At 74.0% G+C, this 25,060-nt stretch carries 20 protein-coding genes and 2 pseudogenes; 11 read left to right on the top strand and 11 right to left on the bottom strand.

Features of this window, described 5'->3' with window-relative positions:
• Positions 1–494: 494 nt before the first annotated feature.
• Both ACYVPE_RS00275 and ACYVPE_RS00270 read left to right on the top strand, forming a co-directional pair.
• Positions 495–989: a hypothetical protein gene (locus ACYVPE_RS00275; RefSeq protein WP_461031256.1), complete on the top strand. Its 495-nt coding sequence runs from the start codon at positions 495–497 to the stop codon at positions 987–989.
• A 183-nt stretch (positions 990–1,172) separates the two neighbouring features.
• Positions 1,173–5,264 (top strand): DUF6531 domain-containing protein, encoded by a 4,092-nt coding sequence (locus ACYVPE_RS00270; RefSeq protein WP_461031255.1) that lies wholly within the window; start codon positions 1,173–1,175, stop codon positions 5,262–5,264.
• Here the strand turns inward: ACYVPE_RS00270 and ACYVPE_RS00265 are convergent.
• A complete protein-coding gene (locus ACYVPE_RS00265) occupies positions 5,242–5,673 on the bottom strand; it encodes a phosphotriesterase family protein (protein WP_461031254.1) in 432 nt (143 codons plus the stop codon). The two genes, ACYVPE_RS00270 and ACYVPE_RS00265, sit on opposite strands and share 23 nt — an antisense overlap.
• Positions 5,674–5,913: 240 nt before the next feature.
• Between ACYVPE_RS00265 and ACYVPE_RS00260 the strand changes: the two genes are divergently transcribed.
• Genes ACYVPE_RS00260 through ACYVPE_RS00250 form a run of 3 tightly spaced genes read left to right on the top strand, consistent with a single transcriptional unit; the run spans position 5,914 to position 9,393 of the window.
• The gene (locus ACYVPE_RS00260) at positions 5,914–6,642 is read left to right on the top strand and encodes an SDR family oxidoreductase (RefSeq protein WP_461031253.1); all 729 of its coding nucleotides are present in this window, start codon (positions 5,914–5,916) and stop codon (positions 6,640–6,642) included.
• Positions 6,639–7,904: an MFS transporter gene (locus tag ACYVPE_RS00255; RefSeq protein ID WP_461031252.1), complete on the top strand. Its 1,266-nt coding sequence runs from the start codon at positions 6,639–6,641 to the stop codon at positions 7,902–7,904. Before ACYVPE_RS00260 ends, ACYVPE_RS00255 begins: the two co-directional genes overlap by 4 nt.
• On the top strand, positions 7,897–9,393 hold the full coding sequence (locus ACYVPE_RS00250; RefSeq protein ID WP_461031251.1) for an FAD-binding oxidoreductase: 1,497 nt from the start codon (positions 7,897–7,899) through the stop codon (positions 9,391–9,393). Before ACYVPE_RS00255 ends, ACYVPE_RS00250 begins: the two co-directional genes overlap by 8 nt.
• Positions 9,394–9,486: 93 nt before the next feature.
• Here the strand turns inward: ACYVPE_RS00250 and ACYVPE_RS00245 are convergent.
• Positions 9,487–10,257: pseudogene (locus tag ACYVPE_RS00245) on the bottom strand (helix-turn-helix transcriptional regulator); the annotation flags it as partial.
• Positions 10,258–10,722: 465 nt separating this feature from the next.
• Positions 10,723–10,923 (bottom strand): annotated as a pseudogene (locus tag ACYVPE_RS00240) (IMP dehydrogenase); the annotation flags it as partial.
• Positions 10,924–11,296: 373 nt separating this feature from the next.
• On the opposite strand from ACYVPE_RS00240, the gene ACYVPE_RS00235 reads away from it, so the two are divergent.
• The 3 genes from ACYVPE_RS00235 (at position 11,297) to ACYVPE_RS00225 (ending at position 13,779) form a co-directional block, all read left to right on the top strand.
• Positions 11,297–11,674: a DUF2255 family protein gene (locus ACYVPE_RS00235; protein WP_461031250.1), complete on the top strand. Its 378-nt coding sequence runs from the start codon at positions 11,297–11,299 to the stop codon at positions 11,672–11,674.
• A gap of 191 nt (positions 11,675–11,865) precedes the next feature.
• Positions 11,866–12,615 carry an SDR family NAD(P)-dependent oxidoreductase gene (locus ACYVPE_RS00230; RefSeq protein WP_461031249.1) on the top strand — a complete coding sequence of 250 codons (750 nt, stop codon included), beginning with the start codon at positions 11,866–11,868 and terminating at the stop codon, positions 12,613–12,615.
• A gap of 189 nt (positions 12,616–12,804) precedes the next feature.
• A complete protein-coding gene (locus ACYVPE_RS00225; protein ID WP_461031248.1) occupies positions 12,805–13,779 on the top strand; it encodes an NADP-dependent oxidoreductase in 975 nt (324 codons plus the stop codon).
• 23 nt (positions 13,780–13,802) lie between these two features.
• Here the strand turns inward: ACYVPE_RS00225 and ACYVPE_RS00220 are convergent, their stop codons facing one another.
• A complete protein-coding gene (locus tag ACYVPE_RS00220; protein WP_461031247.1) occupies positions 13,803–14,750 on the bottom strand; it encodes a DMT family transporter in 948 nt (315 codons plus the stop codon).
• Positions 14,751–14,771: 21 nt separating this feature from the next.
• On the opposite strand from ACYVPE_RS00220, the gene pdxR reads away from it, so the two are divergent.
• Positions 14,772–16,307, top strand: coding sequence for a MocR-like pyridoxine biosynthesis transcription factor PdxR (gene pdxR / locus ACYVPE_RS00215; RefSeq protein ID WP_461031246.1), 1,536 nt, complete (start codon positions 14,772–14,774; stop codon positions 16,305–16,307).
• 83 nt (positions 16,308–16,390) lie between these two features.
• The gene (locus ACYVPE_RS00210; protein ID WP_461031245.1) at positions 16,391–17,467 is read left to right on the top strand and encodes a polyprenyl synthetase family protein; all 1,077 of its coding nucleotides are present in this window, start codon (positions 16,391–16,393) and stop codon (positions 17,465–17,467) included.
• 43 nt (positions 17,468–17,510) lie between these two features.
• On the opposite strand, the gene ACYVPE_RS00205 is transcribed toward ACYVPE_RS00210, so the two are convergent.
• Entirely contained in the window at positions 17,511–17,882 is a 372-nt protein-coding gene (locus ACYVPE_RS00205; protein ID WP_461031244.1) for an ArsR/SmtB family transcription factor, read from the bottom strand.
• A 110-nt stretch (positions 17,883–17,992) separates the two neighbouring features.
• Here ACYVPE_RS00205 and ACYVPE_RS00200 point away from each other — a divergent pair, with 110 nt between their 5' ends.
• Complete coding sequence (locus ACYVPE_RS00200; RefSeq protein ID WP_461031243.1) at positions 17,993–20,005, top strand: heavy metal translocating P-type ATPase; 2,013 nt, start codon at positions 17,993–17,995, stop codon at positions 20,003–20,005.
• On the opposite strand, the gene ACYVPE_RS00195 is transcribed toward ACYVPE_RS00200, so the two are convergent.
• The 6 genes from ACYVPE_RS00195 to ACYVPE_RS00170 form a co-directional block, all read right to left on the bottom strand.
• Complete coding sequence (locus ACYVPE_RS00195) at positions 19,973–20,329, bottom strand: ArsC/Spx/MgsR family protein (protein ID WP_461031391.1); 357 nt, start codon at positions 20,327–20,329, stop codon at positions 19,973–19,975. The genes ACYVPE_RS00200 and ACYVPE_RS00195 overlap by 33 nt on opposite strands.
• A gap of 89 nt (positions 20,330–20,418) precedes the next feature.
• Positions 20,419–21,063 (bottom strand): DsbA family protein, encoded by a 645-nt coding sequence (locus ACYVPE_RS00190; protein WP_461031242.1) that lies wholly within the window; start codon positions 21,061–21,063, stop codon positions 20,419–20,421.
• 60 nt (positions 21,064–21,123) lie between these two features.
• On the bottom strand, positions 21,124–23,202 hold the full coding sequence (locus ACYVPE_RS00185; RefSeq protein WP_461031241.1) for a cytochrome c oxidase assembly protein: 2,079 nt from the start codon (positions 23,200–23,202) through the stop codon (positions 21,124–21,126).
• Positions 23,192–23,788 carry a copper resistance CopC family protein gene (locus ACYVPE_RS00180; RefSeq protein ID WP_461031240.1) on the bottom strand — a complete coding sequence of 199 codons (597 nt, stop codon included), beginning with the start codon at positions 23,786–23,788 and terminating at the stop codon, positions 23,192–23,194. Before ACYVPE_RS00180 ends, ACYVPE_RS00185 begins: the two co-directional genes overlap by 11 nt.
• A gap of 63 nt (positions 23,789–23,851) precedes the next feature.
• On the bottom strand, positions 23,852–24,562 hold the full coding sequence (locus ACYVPE_RS00175; protein WP_461031239.1) for a hypothetical protein: 711 nt from the start codon (positions 24,560–24,562) through the stop codon (positions 23,852–23,854).
• 89 nt (positions 24,563–24,651) lie between these two features.
• Positions 24,652–25,029 (bottom strand): hypothetical protein, encoded by a 378-nt coding sequence (locus ACYVPE_RS00170; protein WP_461031238.1) that lies wholly within the window; start codon positions 25,027–25,029, stop codon positions 24,652–24,654.
• Positions 25,030–25,060 lie beyond the last annotated feature (31 nt).

The following is a 25,060-nucleotide window of genomic DNA, read 5'->3' as shown; positions in this document are numbered from 1 at the left end:
CGAAGGTCATCGGTCCGGCGCCCCGGGCCGGGTACGGCCGCGTCACGCGGACGACGAGGGAGGACGCCGCAACCTGAGCTGTCACCGGACGGATGCGGGTCTCCGGCCGGGAGACGTCGGATGGCGAACGGATGGAACCCGGATGTCTCCAGGCCGGGGCGAGCGACTCCGCGACCGACCTCTCGATCCGTGGTGGGGAGAACGGCGAATCCTTCGGCGGGCCCGCACGGCGGCCCGCTCGGCGGAGGCCACGAGGCCGCGACCGATGTCGCGGATCACCGGGCACCCTTCGATGGTCGTGGAAGTGTTGCCGGTGCCGTCGTAGATCGCCGTTCGAGTCTGTCGGAAGGTGATCGGAAGGTAAGGAGCGAAAGGCTCCGTTCCGGGTGATTGCGTGGGCGGCGCGAACGTCCGGCGAACGAACTTCCGGCATCGGCGACAATGTGGACAGTCGCGTTGCGAGGCCATGACACGGCTTCCTAGGGTCCCGCCCCATGAGTCATGGACAGAACTACCCAACCCAGCCGGCGCCGGCGGGCGCGGCGCCCGCGGGGGGCGCCGTCCCGAACGGAGTGCTCGCCGCCACCATCGTCGGCTCGGCGCTCGCCGCGCTCGGCTCGTTCCTCCCCTTCTCCGCTCTGGAGGGCGGCAACAGCGGTGGCATGGAGGGCGACGGCCTCTTCATCCTGCTCGCCGCCCTGGTGACGCTCGGCCTCGCGGTCGGCGGACTGGTCACCAAGAACGCCAAGATCGCCATGGCGGCCGCCGTTCCGGCGCTGGTCGTCGCGATCTTCGGGGTGCTCAACGTGATCAGCCCGGACCGCGCGCTGCGCGGGGAGGCCGAGAGCGAAGGGGCGTCGGCGGCGGACATCGACGAGGTGCTCGCCTTCGTCGACGTCTCGGTCGGGATCGGCATCTGGCTGGTCCTGCTGGGCGGCCTGGTCGCCCTGGGCTCGGCCGCCTTCGTCGGCGTCAAGTCCCGAGGCTGACCCCGCTACTCCACGCACCACCGCACCACAGGACCGGCCCGCCACACGAGGGGAGTGGCGGCCGGTCCTTCGTGTTCCCCCACCACGGGCCCCCGCGCCATTGCGCGGGGCAACGGCGGCTCATAACCTCGTCCAACAGAACGTCAGGTACATGATCATCAGGTGAGCCCGGGGGGGCGGATCATGGCGCGACCTTCCGACTGGAGTCCCGTCGACATGGACTCCGACCCGACACCAGGCGACCCGCTGGAGGTCCGGCAACTCGCCGAGGAGTTAGAGACGTTCGCGGACGACGTCGGCGAGGCGCTGGGCCGGGTGCGGGGGATGGCCGGGGACCGGGCCGTACACGACTGGGCGGGTCTTTCGGCCGAGGCGTTCCGGTCGGAGTTCGACGGGGTGCCGGGCAACCTGGAGAAGCTGCGGACCTCGTACGACCTGGCGGCGCGGGCGTTGCGGGCGTACTGGCCGACGCTGGAGACCGCGCAGGGCATGGCCGACCGCGCGTTGGACCGGGCGATCGCCGCCCGGGCCGACCTCTCCTCGGCGCAGGCCGCCTTGTCCGATGCGCAGGACTGGGTGTCGCGGGCGGGCGACGAGGCCGACCGGCTGGAGCGCGAGGGCGAGCGGGAGAACGTGGAACCGCCCTCCGAGGCGGAGGTCCGGGCCGCCACGCGGGACGCGACCGCGGCTGGCCAGGCGCGGTCGGACGCCCAGGGTCGGGTGGACGACGCCGAGGAGGCGCTGTCGGCGGCGCGCGCGCTCGCCCGGCAGGCCAAGGAGTTACGCGAGGACGCGGCCGGCACCTGTGCCGACGGGATCGACGAGGCGTCGGACGCGGGTATCCAGAACCGGCGGTGGTGGGAGGACGCGGTCCACTGGGTGTCCGAGAACTGGGACACCATCGTCGAGGTCTGCAAGGTCGTCGTCGCGGTGCTCGGCATCGTGGTGATGATCATCGGCGGTCCGCTCGCCTGGGTGGTGCTGGCCGCCGCGCTGGTCGTCCTCGCCGACACCCTCTACGACTACGCCAACGGGCGAGCGTCCCTGTGGGACGTGGCGTTCGCCGCCCTCGACTGCGTCCCCGGCATGCGTGGCCTCACCACGTTCGCCGGCCTGACCCGGGGGATGCGCTCCCTGGCAGGCATGGGACTGCGTGGCATGGCCAACGGAGTGCGCGGCCTGGCGACGCGCGGCCGGACACTGCTCGCGGACGGCATGCGGTCGGCCTACGCCCGCGTCCGCACCGCCATCCACAGCGGCGGCACCGACCCGGTCGACATGGCGACCGGCCACATGTTCCTCCCCCGGAGCGACGTCACCCTGCCCGGCACCCTGCCGTTCACCCTCACCCGCCGCGTCCAGTCCGGCTACACCGCCGGCCGCTGGTTCGGCCCCTCCTGGTCCTCCACCCTCGACCAGCACCTCCAGGTCGACGACCAGGGCGTCGTCTTCCTCGCCGAGGACGGCATGATCCTCGCCTACCCCCACCCCGGGACCCCCGGCACGGCCGCCTTCCCCGAGACCGGCCCCCGCTGGCCCCTCACCCGCCAGGCCGACGGCGGCTACACCCTCACCGACCCGATCGCCGGCCACACCCGCCACTTCCGCCGCCCGGACCGACGCGGCGAGTGCCGCGTCCTCGGCATCTCCGACCGCAACGACAACCGCGTCGACATCGACTACGACGCCGAGGGCGCCCCCACTGCCATCCGCCACTCCGGCGGCTACCACCTCACCCTCACCACGGAACACGACCGGGTCACCGCCCTGGCACTGGGCGAAACCGTCGTCCGCCGCTACGGCTACACCGACGGCAACCTCACCGAGGAGATCAACTCCTCGGGACTCGCCCTCCGCTTCACCTACGACCACCGCCTGCGCGTCACCTCCTGGACCGACCGGAACGACCACCGCTACGCCTACGCCTACGACGACCGGGACCGCTGCGTCGCCGAAGGCGGCGAGGCCGGGCACGTCGCCCTCACACTCGACTACGACGGCACCCACGCCGACTGGCCAGGAGCCCGGGTCACCACCCTCACCACCGCCCAGGGCGCGGTCAGCCGCTACGTCGTCGACGACGCGCACCAGGTCGTCGCCGAGATCGACCCGCTCGGCAACGTCACCCGCACGGAACACGACGCGCACCACCGGATCACGCGCCGCACGGACGCGCTCGGGGACAGCACCCACATCACCTACGACGAGGACGGCCTTCCCGCCGAGATCACCAACCCGCTGGGACACCGGGAGCACCGGCGGTACGACGCGTTCGGCCGCCTCGCGCACACCACCGACCCCTCGGGTGCCGAGACCTCGCTGTCCTGGAGTACCGAAGGGCACCTCGTCCGCCGGGTCGGCCCCGACGGCGCCGAGGAGCGGTGGGCATACGACGGCGAGGGCAACCGGATCCGGTACACCGACGCCAACGGCGGCGCTACGACGTACGAGTACGGACCCTTCGACCTGCTGACCGCCCGTACCGATCCGGACGGCGCGCGCCACGAGTTCACCCACGACGCCTCGCTGCGGCTGACCTCGGTGACCGGTCCGCATCGGCTCACCTGGGCCTACGAGTACGACGCGGCCGGCCGGCTGACCGCCGAGACGGACTTCGACGGCCGCCGCATCCGCTACGAGCGCGACGCCCTGGGGCGGGTCGCCTCGCGCGCCAACCCGCTGGAGCAGCGGGTCGCCTACGAGTACGACGCCCTGGGACGCGTGGCGGCGCGGCACGCCGACGGCGTCACCACCCGCTACACCCGCGACCCCGGCGGCCGGGTGCTGAGCGCGGAACGCGACGACTGCCTGCTGGTCTTCGCCTGGGACTCCGCCGGGCGGTTGGCCGGCGAGTCCGTGGACGAGCGCGCGCTCTCGCTGACGCACGACGCCGCGGGACGCCGCACCGCGCGGGTCACCCCCTCGGGCGTCACGAGCGCCTACGGGTACGACGCGGCCGGCCGGCGCACGGAGGTTCGCGCCTCGGACCGGGTCGTCGCGTTCGGCCACGACCGGTCGGGCCACGAGGTCGAGCGGGTGACGGGCGACGCCCTGGCCGTCACGCAGTCCTGGGACGCCGCGGGCCGGCTCGCCGAACAGACGGTGCACACCACGGCGGGACCGGTCAGGCGCCACCGCTACGCGTACCGGGATGACGGCCACCTGCTCGGTGTCCGTGACGACACCGTGGGCGGCACGCGGTTCGGGCTCGACGCCGTCGGCCGGGTGACGGAGGTCGACGCGCCCGCCTGGCGCGAGAGCTACTCCTACGACCCGTCTGGCAACCAGACCACGGCGTCCTGGCCGGCCAGGTGGTCGAGTTCCGGGGGCGTCGAGGAGAACCAGGGCGAGCGCGCCTACGCCGGCACCCGGCTGGTGGGTGCCGGCGCGTTCCGGTACGAGCACGACGCCGCCGGCCGCGTGGTGCTGCGGAGCCGGAAGCGGCTCTCCCGCAGGCCGGAGGTCTGGCGCTACGGCTGGGACGCCGAGGACCGGCTCACCTGCGTCACCGGCCCGGACGGGACGGTGTGGCGCTACCGCTACGACCCGCTGGGCCGGCGGACGGCGAAACAGCGGCTCGGCGCCGACGGCACGACCGTCGAGGCGGAGACCCGCTTCACCTGGGACGGCCCGCTGCTCGTCGAACAGACCACGACCGGGCCCGAGTCGAGCCATCAGGTGGTGACCACCTGGGACTACGAAGGACTGCTCCCGATCACCCAGACCGAACGCCTCCTCGACCCGGCGACCGACGAGGAGCTGGACTCGCGCTTCCTGTCGGTCGTCACCGACGCCGCCGGGGCGCCGGACCTGCTCGTGGACGAGGAAGGCGACGTCGTGTGGCGGGCCCGCCGCACGCTGTGGGGGCTGACCGCCTGGGCGAACGACAGCACCGCGCACACCCCGCTGCGCTTTCCCGGCCAGTACCACGACCCGGAGACCGGGCTGCACTACAACTGCCACCGGTACTACAACCCGGCGACGGCCCGCTACCTCTCGCTGGACCCCCTCGGTCTCTGGCCCTCGCCCAACCCCCTGGCCTACGTGCCGAACCCCTGGCGCTGGGCGGATCCACTCGGTCTGGCGCCCTACACGGTGGCCAACAACCGACCCGGCGAGCTGGCCGTCGAACTCATGGAGGCGGACTTCTCGGGACTGAGCCGCATCACCGCGGGCACCCCGGAGTTCGCGGACGCGGTGCGCGGCGGCGGTCGCTTCCTGTGGGCACTCGACGACCGCATGACACTCCACATCATCGAGAGCCGCCCGTGGTGATGTCCCGGGTCAGCAGGTCGATCAGCGGTTCCTCGGCCTCGACGGCGCAGCCCGGGCCGCGGAAGCGCGCGAAGAGCGGAACGCCGTCGACGCTGTAGATCCCGGTGGCGACCACGATGTTGACCGGGGTGCGGGCCGCGACGGCGCGGACCAGTTCGATGTCCCGCCCCTGGCCGATGACCGTCATGTCGACCAGGGTGCGGACGCCGGCGGCGTGCGCCGCCGCCAGCTGCGCCACGGCGGCGCGGACGCCGGCCTCGCGGTCCCACAGGTGCGGGAAGTTGCTCTGGAACTCCGCGCTGAGCACGAAGAGGTGCTCGTGCGGGAGGGTCACCCCGAGGTCCGCGGCGTCGATCGGGCCGCGCACGGTCGGGACGAGCACCCGCCCCGGGCTGTCCTTCGGAGTCATGTCGTCACCGCCTCGCTGGAATCTGCCGGCTGTACACCCGCACATACTGCGGGTAGGCGGGCGGCCGAGCGAAGGGGCGAGGGTGGTGGTCGTGCCACCTGACACGCACGTCCGAACGGTCTCGGCCCGAGCGTCCCGGGTAGTGATCCAACTAGCATGTTTCCTAGCCTGTTTACGGGGCACGGCGGGCTGCCAGCGTGAGCGGTGTTCACCCCACCACCTCACGAACTGGAGACGAGTGTGTCTTCATCCACCCCCTCTTCCCTCGCCGGTGCCCGCGTCGTCGTGATCGGCGGCTCCTCCGGGATCGGGAAGGCGGTCGCCGCGCGGGCCGCCGCCGCCGGGGCGCAGGTCCGCATCGGCTCCCGTTCCGAGGAGAAGCTGGCGCAGGCGGCCAAGGAGATCGAGGGCGTCACCACCGGCAGCGTCGACGTCCGGGACGAGGAGAGCCTCCGCGCCTTCTTCGCCGGGACCGACGGCCTCGACCACCTGGTGGTCTGCCCCGGCGACATGGCCGTCGGCTCGGTCTATGACGTCTCCCTCGACCACGTCAGGGCGGCGCTCGACACCAAGATCGTCGGCCAACTGCTGAGCGTCAGGCACGCCGGGAGGAAGCTCTCCGAGACCGGCTCCGTGACCCTCATCGCCGGGGCCGCGGGCTTCAAGGCCTACCCCGACATGAGCGCCACGGCCGCCGCCAACGCGGGCATTGCGGGCATGGGCCGCTCGATGGCGCTCGAACTCGCGCCGATCCGGGTCAACGTCGTGGTCGGCGGCATGATCGACACCCCGCTCTGGTCGTTCCTGCCCGACGAGGCGCGCGAGGGACTCTTCGCCCAGACCGCGCAGAGCTCCCCGGTCCGCCGGATCGGCGAGCCCGACGACGTGGCGGTCAGTGTGCTGCACCTCATGGAGAACACCTTCGTCACCGGCGCCGTGGTGCACGTGGACGGGGGCGGCACCCTGTGACCCAGGCGGCTGGCGGCGGGGCCCCCACCGGGGCACCGCCGCGGCCGGCGAGCCCCGGCCGGCTGACCGTCGTGCTCCTCGCCGTCGCCTGCGGCCTGTGCGTGGCCAACCTCTACTACCTCCAGCCGATCCTGCCGGACCTGGCCGACTCGCTCGACGTCCGCCCGGAGTCCCTCACCCCGGCGCTCTCCGCCACCCAACTCGGTTACGCGCTGGGCCTGTTGACCCTGGTGCCGCTGGGCGACATCGTCGACCGGCGGCGGCTGGTCAGCGGTCTGGTCAGCTGCGCCGGCGTCGTGCTCCTCGCGATCCCGCTGGCCAGGGGCACCGTGCTGGCCGTGCTCTTCCTGCTCCTCGGCCTGTTCAGCGTCGCCGCCATGGTCATCGTCCCCATGGCCGCCGGCATGGCGCCGGCCGAGCGCCGCGGCCAGATCGTGGGCACCGTGATGACCGGCGTCATCCTCGGAGCGCTCCTGTGCCGCACCTTCGCCGGGTTGATCGCCGGGCTCGCCGACTGGCGCGCCGTGTTCTGGTGCGGTTCGGCCGCCATGTGGGGCGTCCTGCTCCTGCTGCGGAACGTGCTGCCAGGCCGACCCCACGAGGAACGGTCGCCGCTCGGCGTCGTCGGCTACCTGCGGCTGCTCCGCTCCGTCGGCACGCTCCTGCGGGGCGACGCCGAACTGGCCAGGCGCTGCCTCTACGGCGCGCTGGGCTTCGGCGCGTTCACCGTGCTGTGGACCGCCGTGCCGCTGCGCCTGGCCGAGCCGCCCTACGACTTCGGCGCTTCGGCGATCGGCCTCGTCGGGCTGCTCGGGGCGGGCGGCGCGCTCGGCGCCAACCTGGCCGGGCACTTCGCCGACCGGGGCCGCTCCACCGCCGTCAGCGCCGCCGCCTTCGCCCTGATGGCGCTGTCCTTCGCGATGGTCGCCGCCTGGCAGTCGGCGTTGCTGGTGATGTGTCTGGCCATCGTGCTCATCGACCTCGCCGTCCAGGCCGCGCACATCACCAACCAGACCGCCGTCTTCCAGCGGGTCGAGCCCGCCGAGCGCAGCCGGGTCACCACCGCCTACATGACGTCCTACTTCCTCGGCGGGGCCCTCGGCTCGGCCCTCATGGGGCCCGTCTGGCGGCACTGGGGGTGGCAGGCGTCCGCCCTGCTCGGCTGCGCGTTCGGCGCGCTCGCGTTCGCCCTGGTCGTCGGCCACGCCGCGCGCACCCGAAGACGACCACCTCACAGGGGGGTTCGAGCGACCGATGCCTGACACGGCGTTCTCCGAGATAACCCGGGACGATCCGCGGTACGGACCGCTCGTCGCGCGCTCGCGCAACACGCGCTTCGTGGGAACCCCGGGGCGGGTGCTCGTGCCCCGGCACCCGGAAGGCGCACGCGAGGCCGTGGCGCAGGCCGTGCGCCGGGGCGAGCGCCTCGCGGTCCGCGGCGGCGGCCACGGTCTCGAGGGGCTGGTGGACGATCCGGCCGTCGCCACCGTGATCGACGTCTCCGCGCTGGACGACGTCGGCTACGACCCGCGCCGGGACGCCTTCGCCGTCGGCGCCGGGGCCCTGATGGGCAACGTCTACCGGGACCTGTACCTGAAGTGGGGCGTCGCGCTGCCCGCCGGAACCTGCCCCTCGGTCGGTCTCGGGGGCTATGTGCAGGGGGGCGGCTTCGGCGCCCTCTGCCGCCGGCACGGCCTGATCGTCGATCACCTGGAGGCCGTCGAGGTCGTGGTGCCTGACGGGGAGGGCGGGGCGCGCACCGTCGTCGCCGGTCGTGATCCCGCCGACCCCCACCACGACCTGTGGTGGGCGCACACCGGCGCGGGCGGTGGCAACTTCGGCGTCGTCACCCGCTTCTGGTTCCGCACGGGCGACGCGGCGGGCCGCCGGCCGGCGGATCTGTTGCCCAGGCCGCCGGCGACGGTGCTCTTCGTGTCCGCCTCCTGGGACTGGGACGACCTGAACGAGCGGGACTTCCTCCGGGTGGTGGCCAACCACGGGCTGTGGCACGCCGAGGAGGACGCGGGCGACCCAGGTCACGCGTCGCTCTACAGCGCGCTCTACCTCAACCAGCGGTCCGTCGGGCGACTGGTTCTGAACGCCCAGCTCGACGGCGACCACCCGGACGCCAGGCACCTGCTGGAGAGCTACGTCCAGGCGGTGGGCGCGGGCGTCCGCGCCCCCCGCCACACGTCCTGGGGGAGCCTGCCCTGGCTCCAGGCCACCACCAGGGACGTCGAGAACCGCGGGGAGCTGACCCGCTCCAAGAGCAAGGGCGCCTACCTCAGGCAGCCCTTCCACGAGGGCGAGGGTGCCCTGCTCCACCGCTACCTCGCGGACCCCGGCTACCTCGGCCACACCACGGTCGTGCTGTTCTCCTACGGGAGGGAGGTCAACGCCGTGCGCCCCGAGGCGACGGCCGTCGCCCAGCGCGACTCCCTCCTCAAGTGCTATCTGGGCACCTACTGGGCCGACGAGCGGGAGGACGCGGCACACGTGGACCGGTTGCGGCGGCTCTACCGCGACCTCTTCGCCGGGACCGGCGGGGTCCCCGCCCCGGGAGACCGGACCGACGGCTCCTACATCAACTATCCGGACACGGATCTGCGCGACCCGCGGTGGAACGCCTCAGGCGTTCCCTGGCACGGACTGTACTTCAAGGCCAACTACCCCCGGCTGCAGCGGGTCAAGGCCCGCTGGGATCCGCAGAACGTCTTCCGGCACGCCCTCTCCGTCGAACCGCCCGGCTGAGCGTGACCCGCGCACCAACTGGGACCGCATCCGCTCCTCCACGAGGCCGCGGATGCGGTCGAGCAGCCGGCGGTCGCGCAGCGGCTGATAGACGACGAGGGTCGCGTCGACGGCGGCCAACCGGAGCTTCACATAGCCCAGTTCGATGCGACCCAGCACGGGATGGTCGAACAACCGCACGGACGGGCTGGCCGGCGCCAGATCGAGCCGCTCCCACAGCTTGCGGAAGTCCGCCGAGTCGTTCTGCAGCTCTTTCACGAGGTCCGCGTATTCCGGCTGCACGAGTTGGTCCGCCGCCTGTGCGCGGAACAGGGCGAGGGCCTCCAGCGCGTCCTTCTCCCATTCGGGGAAGAGATAGCGTGCCCGGCTGTCGAACATCATGGCCAGGCTGTTGCGGCGGTTCGACGGCAGTGACTCGAAATACGAGAAAAGGACGCAGAAGCCCTGGGTCCAGGCGAGAACGTCGAATCTGTCGTTGGAGATAAAGGCCGGGAGAGGATCCTGGAGTTGAAGGAAGTCCACGTATTGGGCGGGAATCTGGTCCCGGCGGCAGGGCTCCTGACTGCTCGGCGAGACCTCGCCTGCCAGCCGGAACAGATGGGACGTCTCCGTCTCGTCCAGGCGCAGGGCCTTCGCCAGACTCGCGAGCACCTGCCGGGACACCTTGATCTTGCGTGCCTGCTCCAGCCAGGTGTACCAGGTGACGCTGACCCCGGCCAACTGCGCGAGTTCCTCTCTGCGCAGCCCCGGAGTCCGTCGACGGCCGTAGGACTCACTGATCCCCGCCGCCTCGGGAGTCAGCCGCTCCCTACGATTACGTAGAAAGGCGCCTAATTCCCTTCGCTGTTGTGTCGTGATAGCCATGTTCCCCCCAGGTCGTGTGCGCATGCAGAAAGCGTGTACATCCCGAACGTACCTGCCAGCCAGGTTGCAGGGAATATGCCAACCGGGCCGTCGAGACGTTCAAGCCAGAGCTTCTATCGGCGGCACCGACATACTTTGCTGAACCTTTACCGGGTTCTCATTCGGCGACAATATGAGTTCACTGCCCGGTCGCTGTGCGGGATCGGGAGGTGATCTTCGCGTCTCCGTGATCGTGCCCGGTGAAGCGCGGGTTGACCCCGTCCACCACCTGGTTCGACGCCGAGCTCGTCCTGGTGGTCGCAAACCGGCTGTTCCCCCTGCCGCCCTGCGGGCGCCCACCCCGGTGGTTCGCGGGGCGGGGGCCTGCCCGGCTGTTTGACGAAGCCTTGACGAATGGCTGAAAGCACCCGCTGTGCCGCCGCCCACCGTTCAACCGCGGACGGCCGGAAGCCGCTCGGCCGCGGGTCAGGGGCGGACGAGGACCTTCAGGGCCTCGCGCTGGTCCATGGCCCGGTATCCGTCGGGGACCTTGTCGAGGCTGACCGTGCGGTCGAAGACGCGGCCGGGCTGGACGGTGCCGTCCAGGACGGCGGGCGGCAGCTCGTCGATGTAGGCGCGCACCGGGGCCGGGCCGCCGGTCAGGGTGATGTTGGGGCCGAACAGGCCGCCAGCGCCGCCCGTGCCCCGGGCGCCGAAGCGGCGACCTGGCCCCCGGCCGGCGCCGGGGACGTGACCGGGGCGGAAACGGCCTGGTCTGCTGTGGACACGAGCGCTCTCCCACGAAGGACACGAGGAACGGAACGAGGGCCTGACGGCACCCTCCAGCCTGCGCGCCGGGCGCCTCCCGCGGCAGACCGCGCTGTACGGGGGAGCGGCGTGCGGGGGTGTGGCAGGACCACCCCTGGCGTCCCCGCTCGACCCGGCCGCACCGGGGGGCACTGTCATTGCCCGGATCGACCGGGCCTCCCACTTACCCAGAGTCGCGAGTTGGCTGGCGGCAGGTCCGGCGAACCAGCCGGCGACGAAGGGAAGGCCCGCCATGGCCGAATGGACCGCTGACGAACTGGGCCGCATCGGCTCGGCGACGGAACTGCGGATCACCTCCCGGCGCGGGGACGGCACGTCGCGCCCCTACACCACCATCTGGGGGGTCCGGGTCGGCGACGACCTCTACGTCGGGTCGGCCTACGGCCCCGACAACGGCTGGTTCCGGCGCGCCAGGACCAGCGGCCGGGGGCGGGTCAGGGCCGGCGGCGTCGAACGCGACGTCTCCTTCGGCGAGGCCGGCCCCGAGGCGCAGGCCGGCATCGACGCCGCCTACCACGACAAGTACGACCGGTACGGTCCGGCGATCGTCGGCTCGGTCGTCGGCCCGCAGGCCCACCAGGTGACCCTGCGCCTGCTGCCGCAGGACTGACCGGGGAGGGGCGGCGACCGGACGGGCACCTCGGGCCGGCGTGGCCGGGTACGGAGAGAAGCCACGCCAGGACCCATGGGATGCGCGCGGCCCCGCACCATGCCCTTGTCGATTTCCCGGCGTCGGTCTCGACGTTCCCGTGCAAGGCCGGGGAAACGCCGGCACCCGCGTCGTCAGAAAGGGGCATGGACATGCTGTTGGAGAACAAGGTGGCCGTGGTGCACGGGGCCGGAGGAGCGATCGGTGGCGCGGTGGCACGCGCGTTCGCCCAGGAGGGCGCCCGGGTCCATCTCGCCGGGCGCACCGCCGGGAACCTGGAGGAACTCGCCCGCGCGATCCGCTCGGACGGCGGCGTGGCCCGAGCGAGCGTGGTCGACGCCCTGGACGAGGGGGCCGTGGACGCGTACGTCGACCGGGTCGTGACGGACGAGGGGCACGTCGACATCTCGTTCAACGTCATCGGGTACGGCGATGTGCAGCGGCCGTTGACCGAGATCACCGTGGACGACTTCCTCCAGCCGATCACGATCGCGACGCGTTCCCAGTTCCTCACCACCCGGGCGGCGGCGCGCCACATGACCGGCCGCGGCTCCGGGGTCGTCCTGACGTTCGGCGGGGGCGGTCCCCAGACCCTTCCCGGCCTCGGCGGATTCAAGATCGCGCTGGACGCCGTCGAGGGGCTGCGCCGCCAGTGGGCCTGCGAGCTCGGCCAGTACGGCGTTCGCGTCGTCACGCTCACCACGGGGGGCGTGCCCGAGTCCCTCCCCGAGGGGTTCGCCGGCGGCGCGGAGATCATCGCCGGCCTCGAGGAGGCGACGTTGCTGCGCCGCACCGCGACCCTCGGCGACGTGGGTGCCGTGGCGGCCTTCGTGGCCTCCGACCGGGCCCGCACGCTCACCTCCACCGACGTGAACATCTCCTGCGGCGCCATCGTGGACTGACCACCGCTCGAAGGCGCCGTGGCTCCGTTCGGTGAGTTCGCCGCACTGGCGGCCCATCAGGTCGGCCGCCGAGTGGGCCGGTTGCCCGCGGTGCGTGGTAGCCAGGCTGGGAAGCACGACGACGACGCGGGCGGCACCGCGCCGGTGACGCCCGCGTCGTCGACCGTCCCGGCCTGCGAGGAACCCTTCATGCGAGCCATCACCGTCCACGACCGCGACGCCGGCGTCCGCGGGCTGACCCTCACCGACCTGCCGCATCCGCACGCGGCCGAGAACGACGTGATCGTGCGGGTACACGCCGCCGGGTTCACCCCCGGCGAGCTGGCCTGGCCCGGCACCTGGACCGACCGGGCAGGACGCGACCGCACCCCCAGCGTGCCCGGGCACGAGCTGTCCGGCGTCGTGACCGAACTCGGCTACGGCACCACCGGGTTGAGCGTCGGCCAACGGGTCTTCGGCCTGGCCGACTGGACCCGGGACGGCTCGCTCGCCGAGTACGTCGCGGTCGAGGCCCGCAACCTCGCGCCGCTGCCGGCCGACGTCGACCATGTCACGGCCGCCGCCCTGCCCGTCTCCGGGCTCACCGCCTGGCAGGGCCTGTTCGAGCATGCCCGGCTGGCCACCGGCCAGACCGTGCTGATCCACGGCGCGGCGGGTGGCGTCGGCTCGCTGGCCGTTCAGTTGGCTCGTGAGGCCGGCGCCCGGGTGATCGGTACCGGCCGCGCGGACGACCGCACGACCGCGCTCGGACTCGGCGTGGAGGCCTTCGTCGACCTGCGGGCCGACCGCCTCGAGGACGTCGGCCCCGTCGACGTCGTCTTCGACGTCATCGGCGGCGACCTCCTCGACCGGTCCACCGCCCTGGTCCGCCCCGGCGGCACGCTCGTCACCATCGCCCGTCCCGTCACCGTCCACCCCGAGGACGGCCGCGCGATCTTCTTCGTCGTCGAACCCGACCGCACCCGCCTCGCGGACCTCGCCGCCCGCGTGCGCGACGGCCGACTCAGGCCGATCGTCGGCTCCGTGCGGCCGCTGGCCGAGACCGCCGGTGCCTTCGCACCGGAGCGGCGCACGCCTGGCAAGACGATCATCCGCGTCACGCCCCCGTCCGCCGGGTCCTCCTCACCCTCCTCGCCTGGACCGGCACTGGGCACCGAGCCCTGAGCCCCGGGGGTGGCTCGGCGTCGTCAGCCGGAGCGCACCGTCGTGGAGCCGGGCCCCTGGTCGGGCGCGTGGTCGAGGTCCGCGAGCTCGGGGGCGGGAGCGCCGCGTGGGCGCAGTCCGGCGGTCAGGCCGACGAGCACCACGGCGATGCCCAGCCAGACCGTGGGACTGGGGACGCCGGAGCCCGTGACGGCGCCGACGGCCGCCGCGGCCAGCGGCGCGATGCCGGTGAGCAGTCCGGCGTGTCCTGATCCGACGGCGCGCACCGTCGAGTACCACAGCACGAAGGCGAGCGCGGTCACCAGCAGCGCCTGGTAGCCGGTGGCCGCCCAGTGGGATCCGGTCAACTCCCGTACGGCCGTGGGCCCTTCCCACGTCGCGCCGAGCACGGCCAGCATCAGGCCGCCGAGCCACGTCGCGTGCACGGACACCCCCCACGGGCTGTGCCGCCCGAGCACCGGCACGGCGAGCAGCGTGAACGCGGCCTCGCAGGCCAGGACCAGCGCCGCCCAGGCCACCCCGACCGCGTCGGTGTGGCCGGTGCCCTCCACCAGCACGGCGCCCGTCATCACGACGGGCGCCGCGAGAAGCACCTGCCGGCTGGGCCTGCGCCGTTCCAGCAGGGGCCCCACCACGCCGAGGACCAGCGGCGCGCACGCGACGGCGACGGCGATCACCGCGGGCTCCGCGTGCGCGACACCCCTGACCACGGCCACGTTGAACAGCACAAGACCGGTCAGCGCGAGACCGGTCAGCCACAGCCACTCCCGTCCGCGCGGCCACACCAGCCGGGCACCGGCCAGCCGGGCGATGACCACGAGCAGCGCGGTCGCGGCCACGTAGCGCACGGCCTGGGTGGTGAGCAGCGGGGCGTCGACGAGTACCCGCGAGACGGTGACGCTGCCGCCGACCAGCATCATCCCGGCCATCCCCGGGACGAGCTGGGCGAACGAAGCGGAGGGTGTGTTCATGGGGCCCACCCTGCCCGCACAATGGCTGCCATGGGCAGGTCCACAATGCCGCCGTCCGAGGGGTCCAAAAGGTCGTCCCGACGTTCCGGGTCGGCCGTCGGGTCGGCCGTCGGGTCGGACTTCCTCCAGCTGGACATCGATCAGGCGCCGCCCGGTGGCCGCACCGCCTGGCTCGCCGACCAGCTGCGGTCGGCGATCGCCGACGGCCGACTGCGGGTCGGGGCACGGCTGCCCGCGAGCCGCGTGCTGGCCGAGGAGCTGTGCGTCACCCGGGGGGTGGTCACCGAGGCGTACCGGCGGCTCGCCGAGTCGGGTCAGATAGCCGGCCGCGGCCGGCTCGGCACGGTGGTGGTGGCGGCCCCGGCCACGCCTCGTGATCCCGCCGGCGACGCCGCGGTGCCGGCGGGGCCCGCGCTGTTCGCCTCGGCCGAGGGAGAGGGCTCGGTCGACCTGCTGCGTGCCCAGCCCTGCCGCATCGATCTCTCCCCGGGCGTCCCCGATCTCGCCGCGTTCCCCCGCACCGGCTGGCTGCGCGCCGAACGCGCCGTCCTCGCCGGCGTCGGCCGGGCCGACCTCGGTTACGGCGACCCCCAGGGCGCCCCCGCACTCCGCCGGGCCGTCGTCGGCTGGCTGGCCCGAAACCGCGGCATCCGCGCCGACCCGGACGAGGTCGTGGTGGTCGCCGGCGTGGCGCAGGCCCTCGGCCTGCTCGGGCAGCTCCTGCGGAAGGACGGGATCAGCCGGATCGCCGTCGAGGACCCCGGATCGCTCGGCACCCGCCAGCAGTTGAGGTACGGCGGCCACACGATCGTCCCCGTCCCCGTGGACGAGCGCGGACTCGACGTCGGCGCGCTGCGGGCCAGCGGCGCCCGCGCCGTGCTGCTCACGCCTGCCCACCAGTTCCCCACCGGGGTCGTCCTCGACGGGGAACGGCGTCGCGAACTGCTGGGCTGGGCGGCCGAGGGCGGGGTGGTCATCGAGGACGACTACGACGCCGAGCACCGCTACGACCGGCCGCCGGTGTCGGCGCTGCGCTCGCTGATGCCCGACGGCGTCTGCTACGCGGGCAGCGTCTCCAAGCTGTTGGCCCCCGCGCTCCGGGTGGGCTGGCTCCTCGTCCCGCCGGCCCTGCGAGAGGCCCTGGTGACCGCGAAGCGGTTCACCGACCTCGGGAACGGCGTCCTCACCCAGCTGGTTCTCGCTCGGCTGATGGACTCCGGCGAGCTGGAACGGCACCTGCGCCACGTCAGGACGCGCCACCGCAGGCGCCGGGACGCGATGCTGCGGGCCGTCGCGGCACACCTGCCGGGCGCCCGCGTCCACGGGGCCGCGGCCGGCCTGCACCTCACGGTGACCTTCGACGCCCGGGGGGCCGGCCTCCGCGACACCGACCTCGCCGCGGCGGCCCTGGCCCGGGGCGTCAAGACGCACCCGCTGTCCTGGCACCGGATCAGCCCAGGACCGCCCGGCCTGGTCCTCGGCTACGCGGCCGGCCCCGCCCACGAGATCGACGAGGGCATCGCCCTGGTCGGCGAGGCCCTGCGCGCCGGCGACTGACCAGTGACTGACGGGCGACTGACCGGCGGCAGCCGCGACCGGGCCCTCGCTCGACCGCCCACCGAGGCTGTTTACACTGCCTGATGATCGACTCGACCGCGGCCGGCATCCGCGCGCGCCTGGCCGCACACCAGACCAGGTTCGACGCCCGGTTCGCCGCCTACTTCGACGCCCTGGCCCAACGCCCCCTGCCGCGCAGCGACTTCGTGCCCGAGTGCCTGGGGCTGCTGCGGGACATGTCGCTGCGGGGCGGGAAACGCCTGCGGGTGGCGCTGCTTCACGAGGCGGCCGGCCTGGTGACCGCGGACACCCCGGCGGGGATCGAGGAGGCCGCGCTGAGTCTCGAACTGCTCCAGACCCACGGGCTGGTGCACGACGACATCATCGACGACGCGCCCACCCGACGCGGTGGGCCCTCGGTCCCGTACTCCTACCGGCAGCGGTTCCCGAACGCCCCGCACACGGCCCTGGGCCTCGCGGTGCTCGCCGGCGACCTGGCCGCCTTCCTCTCCGTCCAGGTCCTGTTGGAGGCCGGGGTCCCGGCCGAACTGCGGCTCGCCATGGTCGAGGTCCAACTCGCCACCGGAGCCGACACCGTCGTCGGCCAGATACTCGACCTGGAGCGCGACTTCCACCCCCTGCCGGACCGTGCGATGCTCGACGCCGTCTCCGACCACAAGACCGCCCGCTACTCGGTCCTCGCCCCGCTCCGCCTCGGCCTGCTCGCCGCCGGCGAGGACCTCGCGGCCCACGACACCCGGCTGCGCAGGTACGCGACGCTCGTCGGCATCAGCGGCACCCTGCGGGACGACTACCTCGACCTGTTCGGCGATCCCGAGGTGCTCGGCAAACCAGCGGGCTCCGACCTCCGCGCGGGACGCCGCACCTACGCCGTCCGCGCCATCCTCGCGGCCGTCACCCCCACGGAGCGGGACACCGTGGAAGCGGCGCTCGCCGCGCCCGACTGCCCGCCGAGCACCGTCGACGCCGTGCGCGAGATCGCCCTGCGGCACGGCGTCGACGACCTGCTCCGCGACGACATCCTCCACACCGCCCGAGCGGCCGCCGAAGAAGCGGCCGGCTGGCGCCCGCACTGGCGCGGCGACGCCGTGGCCTTCTTCGAACGCCTCCCCCTCTGGGGCGCGGAACGCACCCGCTAGGCCCGCCTGTCAGCTCTTCGTGGCGCGGGCCGCGGCCAGCGGTTCACTCCGCGGCGGGTGGCGCGTCGCTGATGCCGAGGCGCAGGTGCTCCACGTGGTAGAGGGCCTGGTCGAGAAGCGCGGCGACGTGGTTGTCGTAGAGGGAGTAGACGACGGAGCGGCCCTTGCGGGTGCCGGCCACCAGGCCGAGGTTGCGCAGCAGGCGGAGCTGGTGGGAGCAGGCGGACTGCTCCATGCCGACCTCGGCGGCCAACTCGGTCGCGGGCAGCGGGCCCTCGCGCAGCCGGGCGAGGATCAGCAGCCGGGAGGGGGTGGCCAGCGCCTGGAGTGTGGCCGCGACCTTGGCCGCGCTCGCCGCGTCCAGCCGGGCGGGCGGCGGGACGCTGCTGGTGGACGGTGCTGCTCCGTGACCCATGGGCCCAGGGTACGCGACCGCATGAACGCATGAATTCATGTTCATGTATTCCTGTTATGGTGGCTGGGCCGGAGAACCCTCCGCCCCTCTCTGCCTAAGGACCCGTTGCGATGTCTTCCACCCTCACGCGCCCGGCCGGGCCCGGCGACGCCGTCCGCGACGCGGCGCCGCCCCGGCGGCGCACCAGGATCCTCGCGGTGCCCGAGGCGCGCTGGGCGGCGGCCGCGCTGGCGCTGTTCCTGGTGGCGCTGCCGCTCTACCTGGCCGGGGCGCCGGCCTGGACGTGGGGCCCGCTCCTCGCGGCCGTCTATCCGACCGGCGGCTGGGAGCCCGGCCTGGCCGGCCTGCGGGCCCTGAAGGAGAAGACGCTCGACGTCGACCTGCTGATGGTGGTCGCCGCGCTCGGCGCGGCCGCCATCGGCCAGGTGCTCGACGGGGCGCTGCTGATCGTCATCTTCGCCACCTCGGGCGCGCTCGAGGCGATCGCCACCGCGCGGACGGCCGACTCCGTGCGCGGCCTGCTCGACCTCGCCCCCGACACGGCCACCAGGCTGACCGGCGAGGGCGAAGGCGACGCCGGCGAGGAGACCGTGCCCACCGAGCTGCTGGCCGTGGGCGACGTCATCCTGGTGCGACCCGGCGAGCGGATCGGCGCCGACGGCCGGGTGGTGGACGGCGCGAGCGACGTCGACCAGGCGACCATCACCGGCGAGCCCCTGCCGGTCGCCAAGGGAGTGGGCGACGAGGTGTTCGCCGGCACGCTGAACGGCACCGGCGCCCTCCGGGTGCGGGTGGAGCGCGATCCCGCAGACTCCGTGATCGCCCGGATCGTGGCCATGGTCGAGGAGGCGTCCGAGACCAAGGCACCCACCCAGCTGTTCATCGAGAAGGTCGAGCAGCGCTACAGCCTCGGCATGGTCGCGGCCACCCTCGCCCTGTTCGTGGTGCCGCTGCTGTTCGGCGCCGACCTCCAGTCCACGCTGCTGCGCGCGATGACCTTCATGATCGTCGCCTCGCCCTGCGCCGTGGTGCTCGCCACCATGCCGCCGCTGCTGTCCGCGATCGCCAACGCCGGCCGGCACGGCGTGCTGGTGAAGTCGGCGGTGGTGATGGAGCGGCTCGGGCAGGTGGACGCGGCCGCGCTCGACAAGACGGGCACGTTGACCGAGGGCACCCCGCGGGTGACGGACGTCCTCCCGCTCGACGGCTCGGAACTCACAGAGGACGAGCTCCTGCGGCTCGCCGCGGCGGCCGAGCACCCCAGCGAACACCCGCTGGCCCGCGCCGTGGTGGACGCCGCCCACGACCTCGCGATCCCGCCGGCCGAGAACTTCGCCTCCACCCCGGGCGTCGGCGTCACCGCCACGGTCGACGGCCGGGCGGTCGCGGTCGGCAGCCCCGCCCGGCTGCTCGACGCCGGCGACCGGGGCCCGGCCGCCGCCGTGGTCGCCGGGCTCGAACAGGACGGTCGCACCGCCGTCCTGGTCACCGTGGACGGCACCCCGGTGGGCGTGCTCGGCGTCGCCGACCGGCTCCGCGACGAGGCCGCCGCCACCGTCGCCGCGCTGGGCGAGCTGACCGGCACCGCCCCCGTCCTCCTCACCGGCGACAACCCGCGCGCCGCCCACCGGCTCGCCGCCGAGGTCGGCATCACCGAGGTCCGCGCCGGGCTGCTGCCGCAGGACAAGGTCGCGGCCGTCAGGGAGTTGACGGACGCCGGCCGGAAGGTGCTCGTCGTCGGCGACGGCGTCAACGACGCCCCCGCGCTGGCCGCCGCGCACACCGGAGTCGCCATGGGCCGCGCCGGCTCCGACCTGGCCCTGGAGACCGCCGACGCCGTCGTCGTCCGCGACGAACTCGCCACCATCCCGGCGGTCGTGAACCTCTCCCGGCGCGCCCGCCGCCTGGTGATCCAGAACCTGGTGATCGCCGGCGTCTTCATCACCGGGCTGGTCGTCTGGGACCTGGTCGGCAACCTGCCGCTGCCGCTCGGCGTGGCGGGCCACGAGGGCTCCACCGTGATCGTCGGCCTCAACGGCCTGCGCCTCCTCGCCGACGGCGCCTGGCGCCGGGCGTCGTCGGCCGCCGGCTCAGGGCAGGACGGACCGCACGGCCTCGGGTGACCGGCCCACCACCGCCGTTCCGTCGTCCGCCGTGATGATCGGGCGTTGGATGAGGACCGGCTGCTCGGCGAGGGCCAGGAGCCAGCGGTCGCGGTGCGCGGCGTCGCGCTCCCAGCCGTCCATGCCGAGCCGGACCGCCTCCGGCTCGGCGAGCCGGGTGATGTCCCAGGGCTCCAGCCCGAGTCGTCCCAGCACCTCCGCCAGCTCGGCTATGGTCGGCGGCTGTTCCAGGTAGCGCCGCACCGTGTACCGCGCGCCCTCCGCGTCCAACAGGGTCAGCGCGGAGCGGCACTTGGAGCAGGCGGGGTTGATCCGGATTTCGATCCGACGTCGGCCTTTCCGTTCCGGGGCTGGGGCCATGGTGCTCGATCCGGTGGCCAGGACGCCACGCGGGGCGGGTCCTGCGCGGCCGGTCATCCGAGGCGGTTCTCGATGAGGGCCGCGAAGTCCTCGTAGGTCCAGGGGGTCTGGACGAGCTGGTCGTCGAGGAAGAAGGTCGGGGTGCCCTGGACGCCCAGGGCCAGGCCGTCCCGGACGTCGGCCCGCACGCGTTCGGCCGTCTCCTGGGCGGCCACCGCGGTGTCGTAGGCGGCCATGTCCAGGCCGAGTTCCGCGACGAAGCCCCGGAAGACGTCCTCCCTGGACTCCTGGGCCTCGCCCCACTCCGCCTGGGTGGTGAACAGCCGGTCGTACATGTCCTCGAACCGGCCCTGCCCGGCGGCCGCCTCGACGGGGCGTGCGGCCGGCTCGGCGTTGCGGTGCCCGGGCATCGGGAAGTAGCGGGCGACGAACGTCACGCGGTCGCCGTACTCCTCGCGCAGTCGTTCCACGATGGGGTACATCGCGCCGCACGCCTCGCACTCGAAGTCGAGGAACTCGACCACGGTCAGCTCGCTCTCCGCCGGCTCCGACAGCCGATGGCTGTCCGCCCGCACCGTCTCCACGGGTTCGCCGGTGGCGGCGTCCGCCTCGTCGTCGGGCGAGAGGGCGAGAAAGGGCAGGAGGGCGGCGGCGAAGGCGGCCACGACGACCGCCAGGGCGTAGAGCTGTCGTTTCACGGGATCTCCAGGTGGTCGGGGGAACGACGTGGGAACGGTTCGGTGTCCGGCAGGGGGCGGTCATCGCGGGTGACCCTCCCGGTCGTCTCCCGGCGGGGACGATCCGGGAACCGGGGCGCGCTCGACTGCGGCGACGGTGTCGGGCGCGTGGCCGTGCAGCCTGGCCAGGTAGGCGTTGTAGGCGGCCAGCGGGTCCGCCGCGCCGCCGCGCGCGATGGCCCGGTCCACGCGCCTCGCCTCCCGGAAGTCCGACCTGACCCACTGGAAGGACAGCGCGACGAGCGTGACCAGGATCGGGATGTCGCCGGTGGCCCAGGCGATGGCGCCGGCCGCGTACTGGTCGTCGGCCGGCGACGCCCCCCACGGCCGCGCGACGGCCTCCCACCAGTCGCGGCCGAGCAGGTCGGAGCTGCTCATCAGCGAGATGGCGAACCAGGAGTGGAAGGGCATCGTGATGATCAGCGTGATCAGCCGCGCCAGGTACGGCGGCCGGCGCGGGCCCGGGTCCACGCCGATGATCACCCAGAAGAACAGCGCCCCGACGAGCAGGAAGTGCGCCAGCATCGCCGTGTGCCCGTAGTGGCTGCGCATCAACATGCCGAACAGCGGGGTGTAGTAGACGGCGAACGCGCTGCCGACGAAGAGCGTCCCTGACACCACGGGATGCGAGACCACCCGCAGGTAGCGGCTGTGCACGAGGGCGAGCAGCCACTCGCGCGGGCCGCGCCGGCCGGCTCTGCCGGTGGACGGCAGCGCCCGCAACGCCAGGGTGACGGGCGCGCCGAGCACCAGCAGGATGGGCGCGGTCATGGCGAGGACCATGTGCTGGCCCATGTGGACGCTGAACAGCACCCTGCCGTACTCGGCCAGGCCGCTCATCGTCGCCGCCACCACCACGGCCAGGCCGAGGAACCAGGAGACCGTCCGCCCGACCGGCCAGCGGTCACCGCGGGCACGCAGCCGGCGCACCCCGATCGCGTAGGCGACGGCCGCCAGCCCGACGGCCAGCGCGAAGACGGGGTCGAGCCGCCACTGCGTGAACAGCGGCGTCCAGGGGAAGTCGCCCAGCGGCTCGGGCATCGGGAAGCCGAGCAACTCCCGCGCCGGCGAGTACGGCAGCGGTGCCCCGGCCGGCGTGGGGCTGCGGGACAGTCCCACCGCCAACCCCACGGCGGCGGCCATCACCAGCAGTTCCACCGTCGCGAGCCGGACGAACGCGACGCCCCGCCCGGCCCGGAGCGCCGGCAGCGCGCGCCTTCGGTGCGCCGCGCCGCAGGCGGCCAGCGCGGCGAGCGCGACCGCCTTCGCGACCAACAGCAGTCCGTACCTGGTGGAGAACAGCTGCCCGAGCCCGTCCAGCCTGACCCACGCGCCGGCCAGGCCGGAGAGGGCCACCGCTGGCAGGCACCAGGCCGCCAGCCGGCCGAACCGCTCCGCGGCGTCGGCGGCCCACGGCCGCGACCACAGGGCGGTGCCGACCACCGCGAGCAGGCCCGCGACCCACACCGTCGCGGCCACGATGTGCACCGCGAGACCGAGGACGGCCGTGTCGTGGTTCCCCGACGACGCGGCGTGCCCGGCCCACGCCGGCGGCAGCAGCCCCGCCAGCGCCACGAGCACCGCGATCCGGGCCCCGGTGACCCGGGTGACCGCCGGCAGGAAGGTCGCCAGCAGGAGCGCTGCCAGGCCGCTGAGCGCGGACGCCCGGGCGGCCGGCGCGTTGAGCGCGACATCGACCAGCACCGCCGGGTCGGTCAACTCGCCGACGGGGCGCCCCAGCAGATCGGAGGCGGTCAGCACCACCCCGGCGAGGCAGGCGAGCAGCCAGACCGCGGCGGCTCCCGCCGCGAACAGCGGCGCGCGCAGCGCCCGCGCCCCGAGCCGTTCAGGACCTGGTCCGGCCAGGACCGTCACCAGCAGCAGCGGCGCCAGGGTCGCCACGGCGGCACCGTCCGCCACGCCCCGGGCCAACGGGAGCCCCCAGGCCGTGACCTGGCCGGCGTCCGCCAGCCCGGGAAGCGACTCGGGTATCCCGCCGCCGAACCGGACCGAGCCCACCAGCGCGGCCCCCGCCACGGCGACGCCGCCGGCGGCCCACCGGGCCGAGCGCCGGGCCACCCGGGTGCCGTCAGTCGTCACCGCGCTCACCCCTGCGACGCACGACGTAGGAGACCACCCCGCCGACCGCGATCAGCGCGGTGAGCACCACGGCCATGCCCACCCCGAGGCCGGAGGACTCGTCCCTGGCCACGACGGGCTGCGGCTCGTCGACCGGGTCGTCGGCGGGGTCGTCGGTCGGGGCGTCGGCGGGCGCCGACCGGCCGGATCCCTCGGCGCCGGCCCCGGCGACGCGGAAACCGAGGCCGCCGGAGACGGGATGGCCGTCGGCCGAGACCACCCGGTAGGCGACGGCGTACCGGCCGGGCGGGACATCGGCGGCCAGGGGTTGGGTGACCAGGGAACCGTCGACCCGCGGCTCGCCCTCGGTGACCGAGCTCTCGTCGGCGTCGGTGACGGCCACCTGGCTGTACTCGGCGTCCATCGGGTCGCTGAAGGTCAGCGTGACGGATGCGGGCGCCGTGCTCAGCTCCGCGCCGTCGGCGGGATCCGAGGAGGTGAGGCCGGTGTGCGCCGACGCCGGCGGCGCGTGGACGGCGCCGATGGCCACGACGGCGCACAGCAGCGCCCCCGCCGCTCGGGCGCGCGGCAGCGATGTGATGGTCATGGGGGTACCCCTTTTCGGGAGTTCGGCCGCGCGCCGGGCGGCCGAACCCCGCTCCTGGTCAGGTCAGGAGGGCAGGGCGGCCCGGGGCGGGCGGAAAGACAGAGAAGACAGGGAAGGGAGGAGAGGAGGGAAGGAGGAGTGGCGAGGATCGGCAGGGGCGCGGAGGCGCGGTCGTGGGCTCGGCCGCCGGCCGGGCGGTCCCGGCCCCGTCTCGCGGCGCGCGGCGAGGCGGCCGACGGCCACCGCCGACCGCCCCACTGCCCGCACCAGCCGCAACTCCGGCAGCCGCGCTCCGGCCCACGCCCACGCCCACCGCGGCGCGGCCAGGCCGCCGCGGGCCGCGCGCAGCGCCATGCCGAGCGGCCGGGCCAACGTCTCGACGACGCCGAGCAGTCGGGCCGCGAGCAGCACGGCCACCGCGAGGCCGGCCAACGCCTCCCCCGAGCCGTGCCCCGCCGGCGCGACGGCGCCGGGGGCCCCCGGCAGGGTGTAGCCGACGTGGAAGGCGACCTGCGCCCCGGCGAGCGCGGCGAGCGCCTGCCGCTCGGAGAGCGGCCGACGGGCCGCGAGCACCGCGCCGCCGCACGCGACCACGGCGAACAGCGGCAGCGCCAGCCCCGACGGCAGATGGTCGGCCAGGCACGCCGGCCCGACCACCGGCAGCAGCACGCACAGCGCCGCCCACAGCGCCGCTCCGTACCCGGACGCCCGGGAGGCCGCGGGCGAGTGGACGGGGCTGACGGCGGAGCCGAACCGCGTGGCCGGTGAAGCCATGGCAGGGTGCATCCCTCGTGAGCGCGAGCTGGTTGCGGACATGACGCGACGCCCGTACGCCCCCGCCAGGCGGGGACGGGCGGTCCTGGTCAGGTCCGGCTCACGCACAACCGGTCGAGATCGGGCGGCGGCCGCGGGCACGGTGGCGCGCCGACCGGGGCGGGCGAAGGCGACCCGGGGGAGTGGCCGGCGGCCACGCCGGTAGGCGCCGCGTCCACCGCGGACCCGGCGGGGGCGGGTGCCTGGGCGGTTGCCATCGGGCAGTCCTGGCCCGGCGGTTCGCAGCCGCCGTGGTGCGCCTCGCCCGGGTCCCGCGCTTCGGTGGCGGCCGGCGCGACGTGGTGCGCGTCCGGCACGCCGAGTGGCACGGAGTCGCCGAACAGACAGGCGCACAGGAGCAGCAGCAGCCCCGTCACGACCGCGCCCACGAACCCCGAGAGGGGGACCGCGGGTCGATGGCGCTGCATGCCGGCGATGCTACGACAGTGCCTGGAACCC

The sequence above is a fragment of the Streptomyces mayteni genome (genome assembly GCF_054783955.1).
This window is presented reverse-complemented; position numbering and strand designations above follow the sequence as displayed.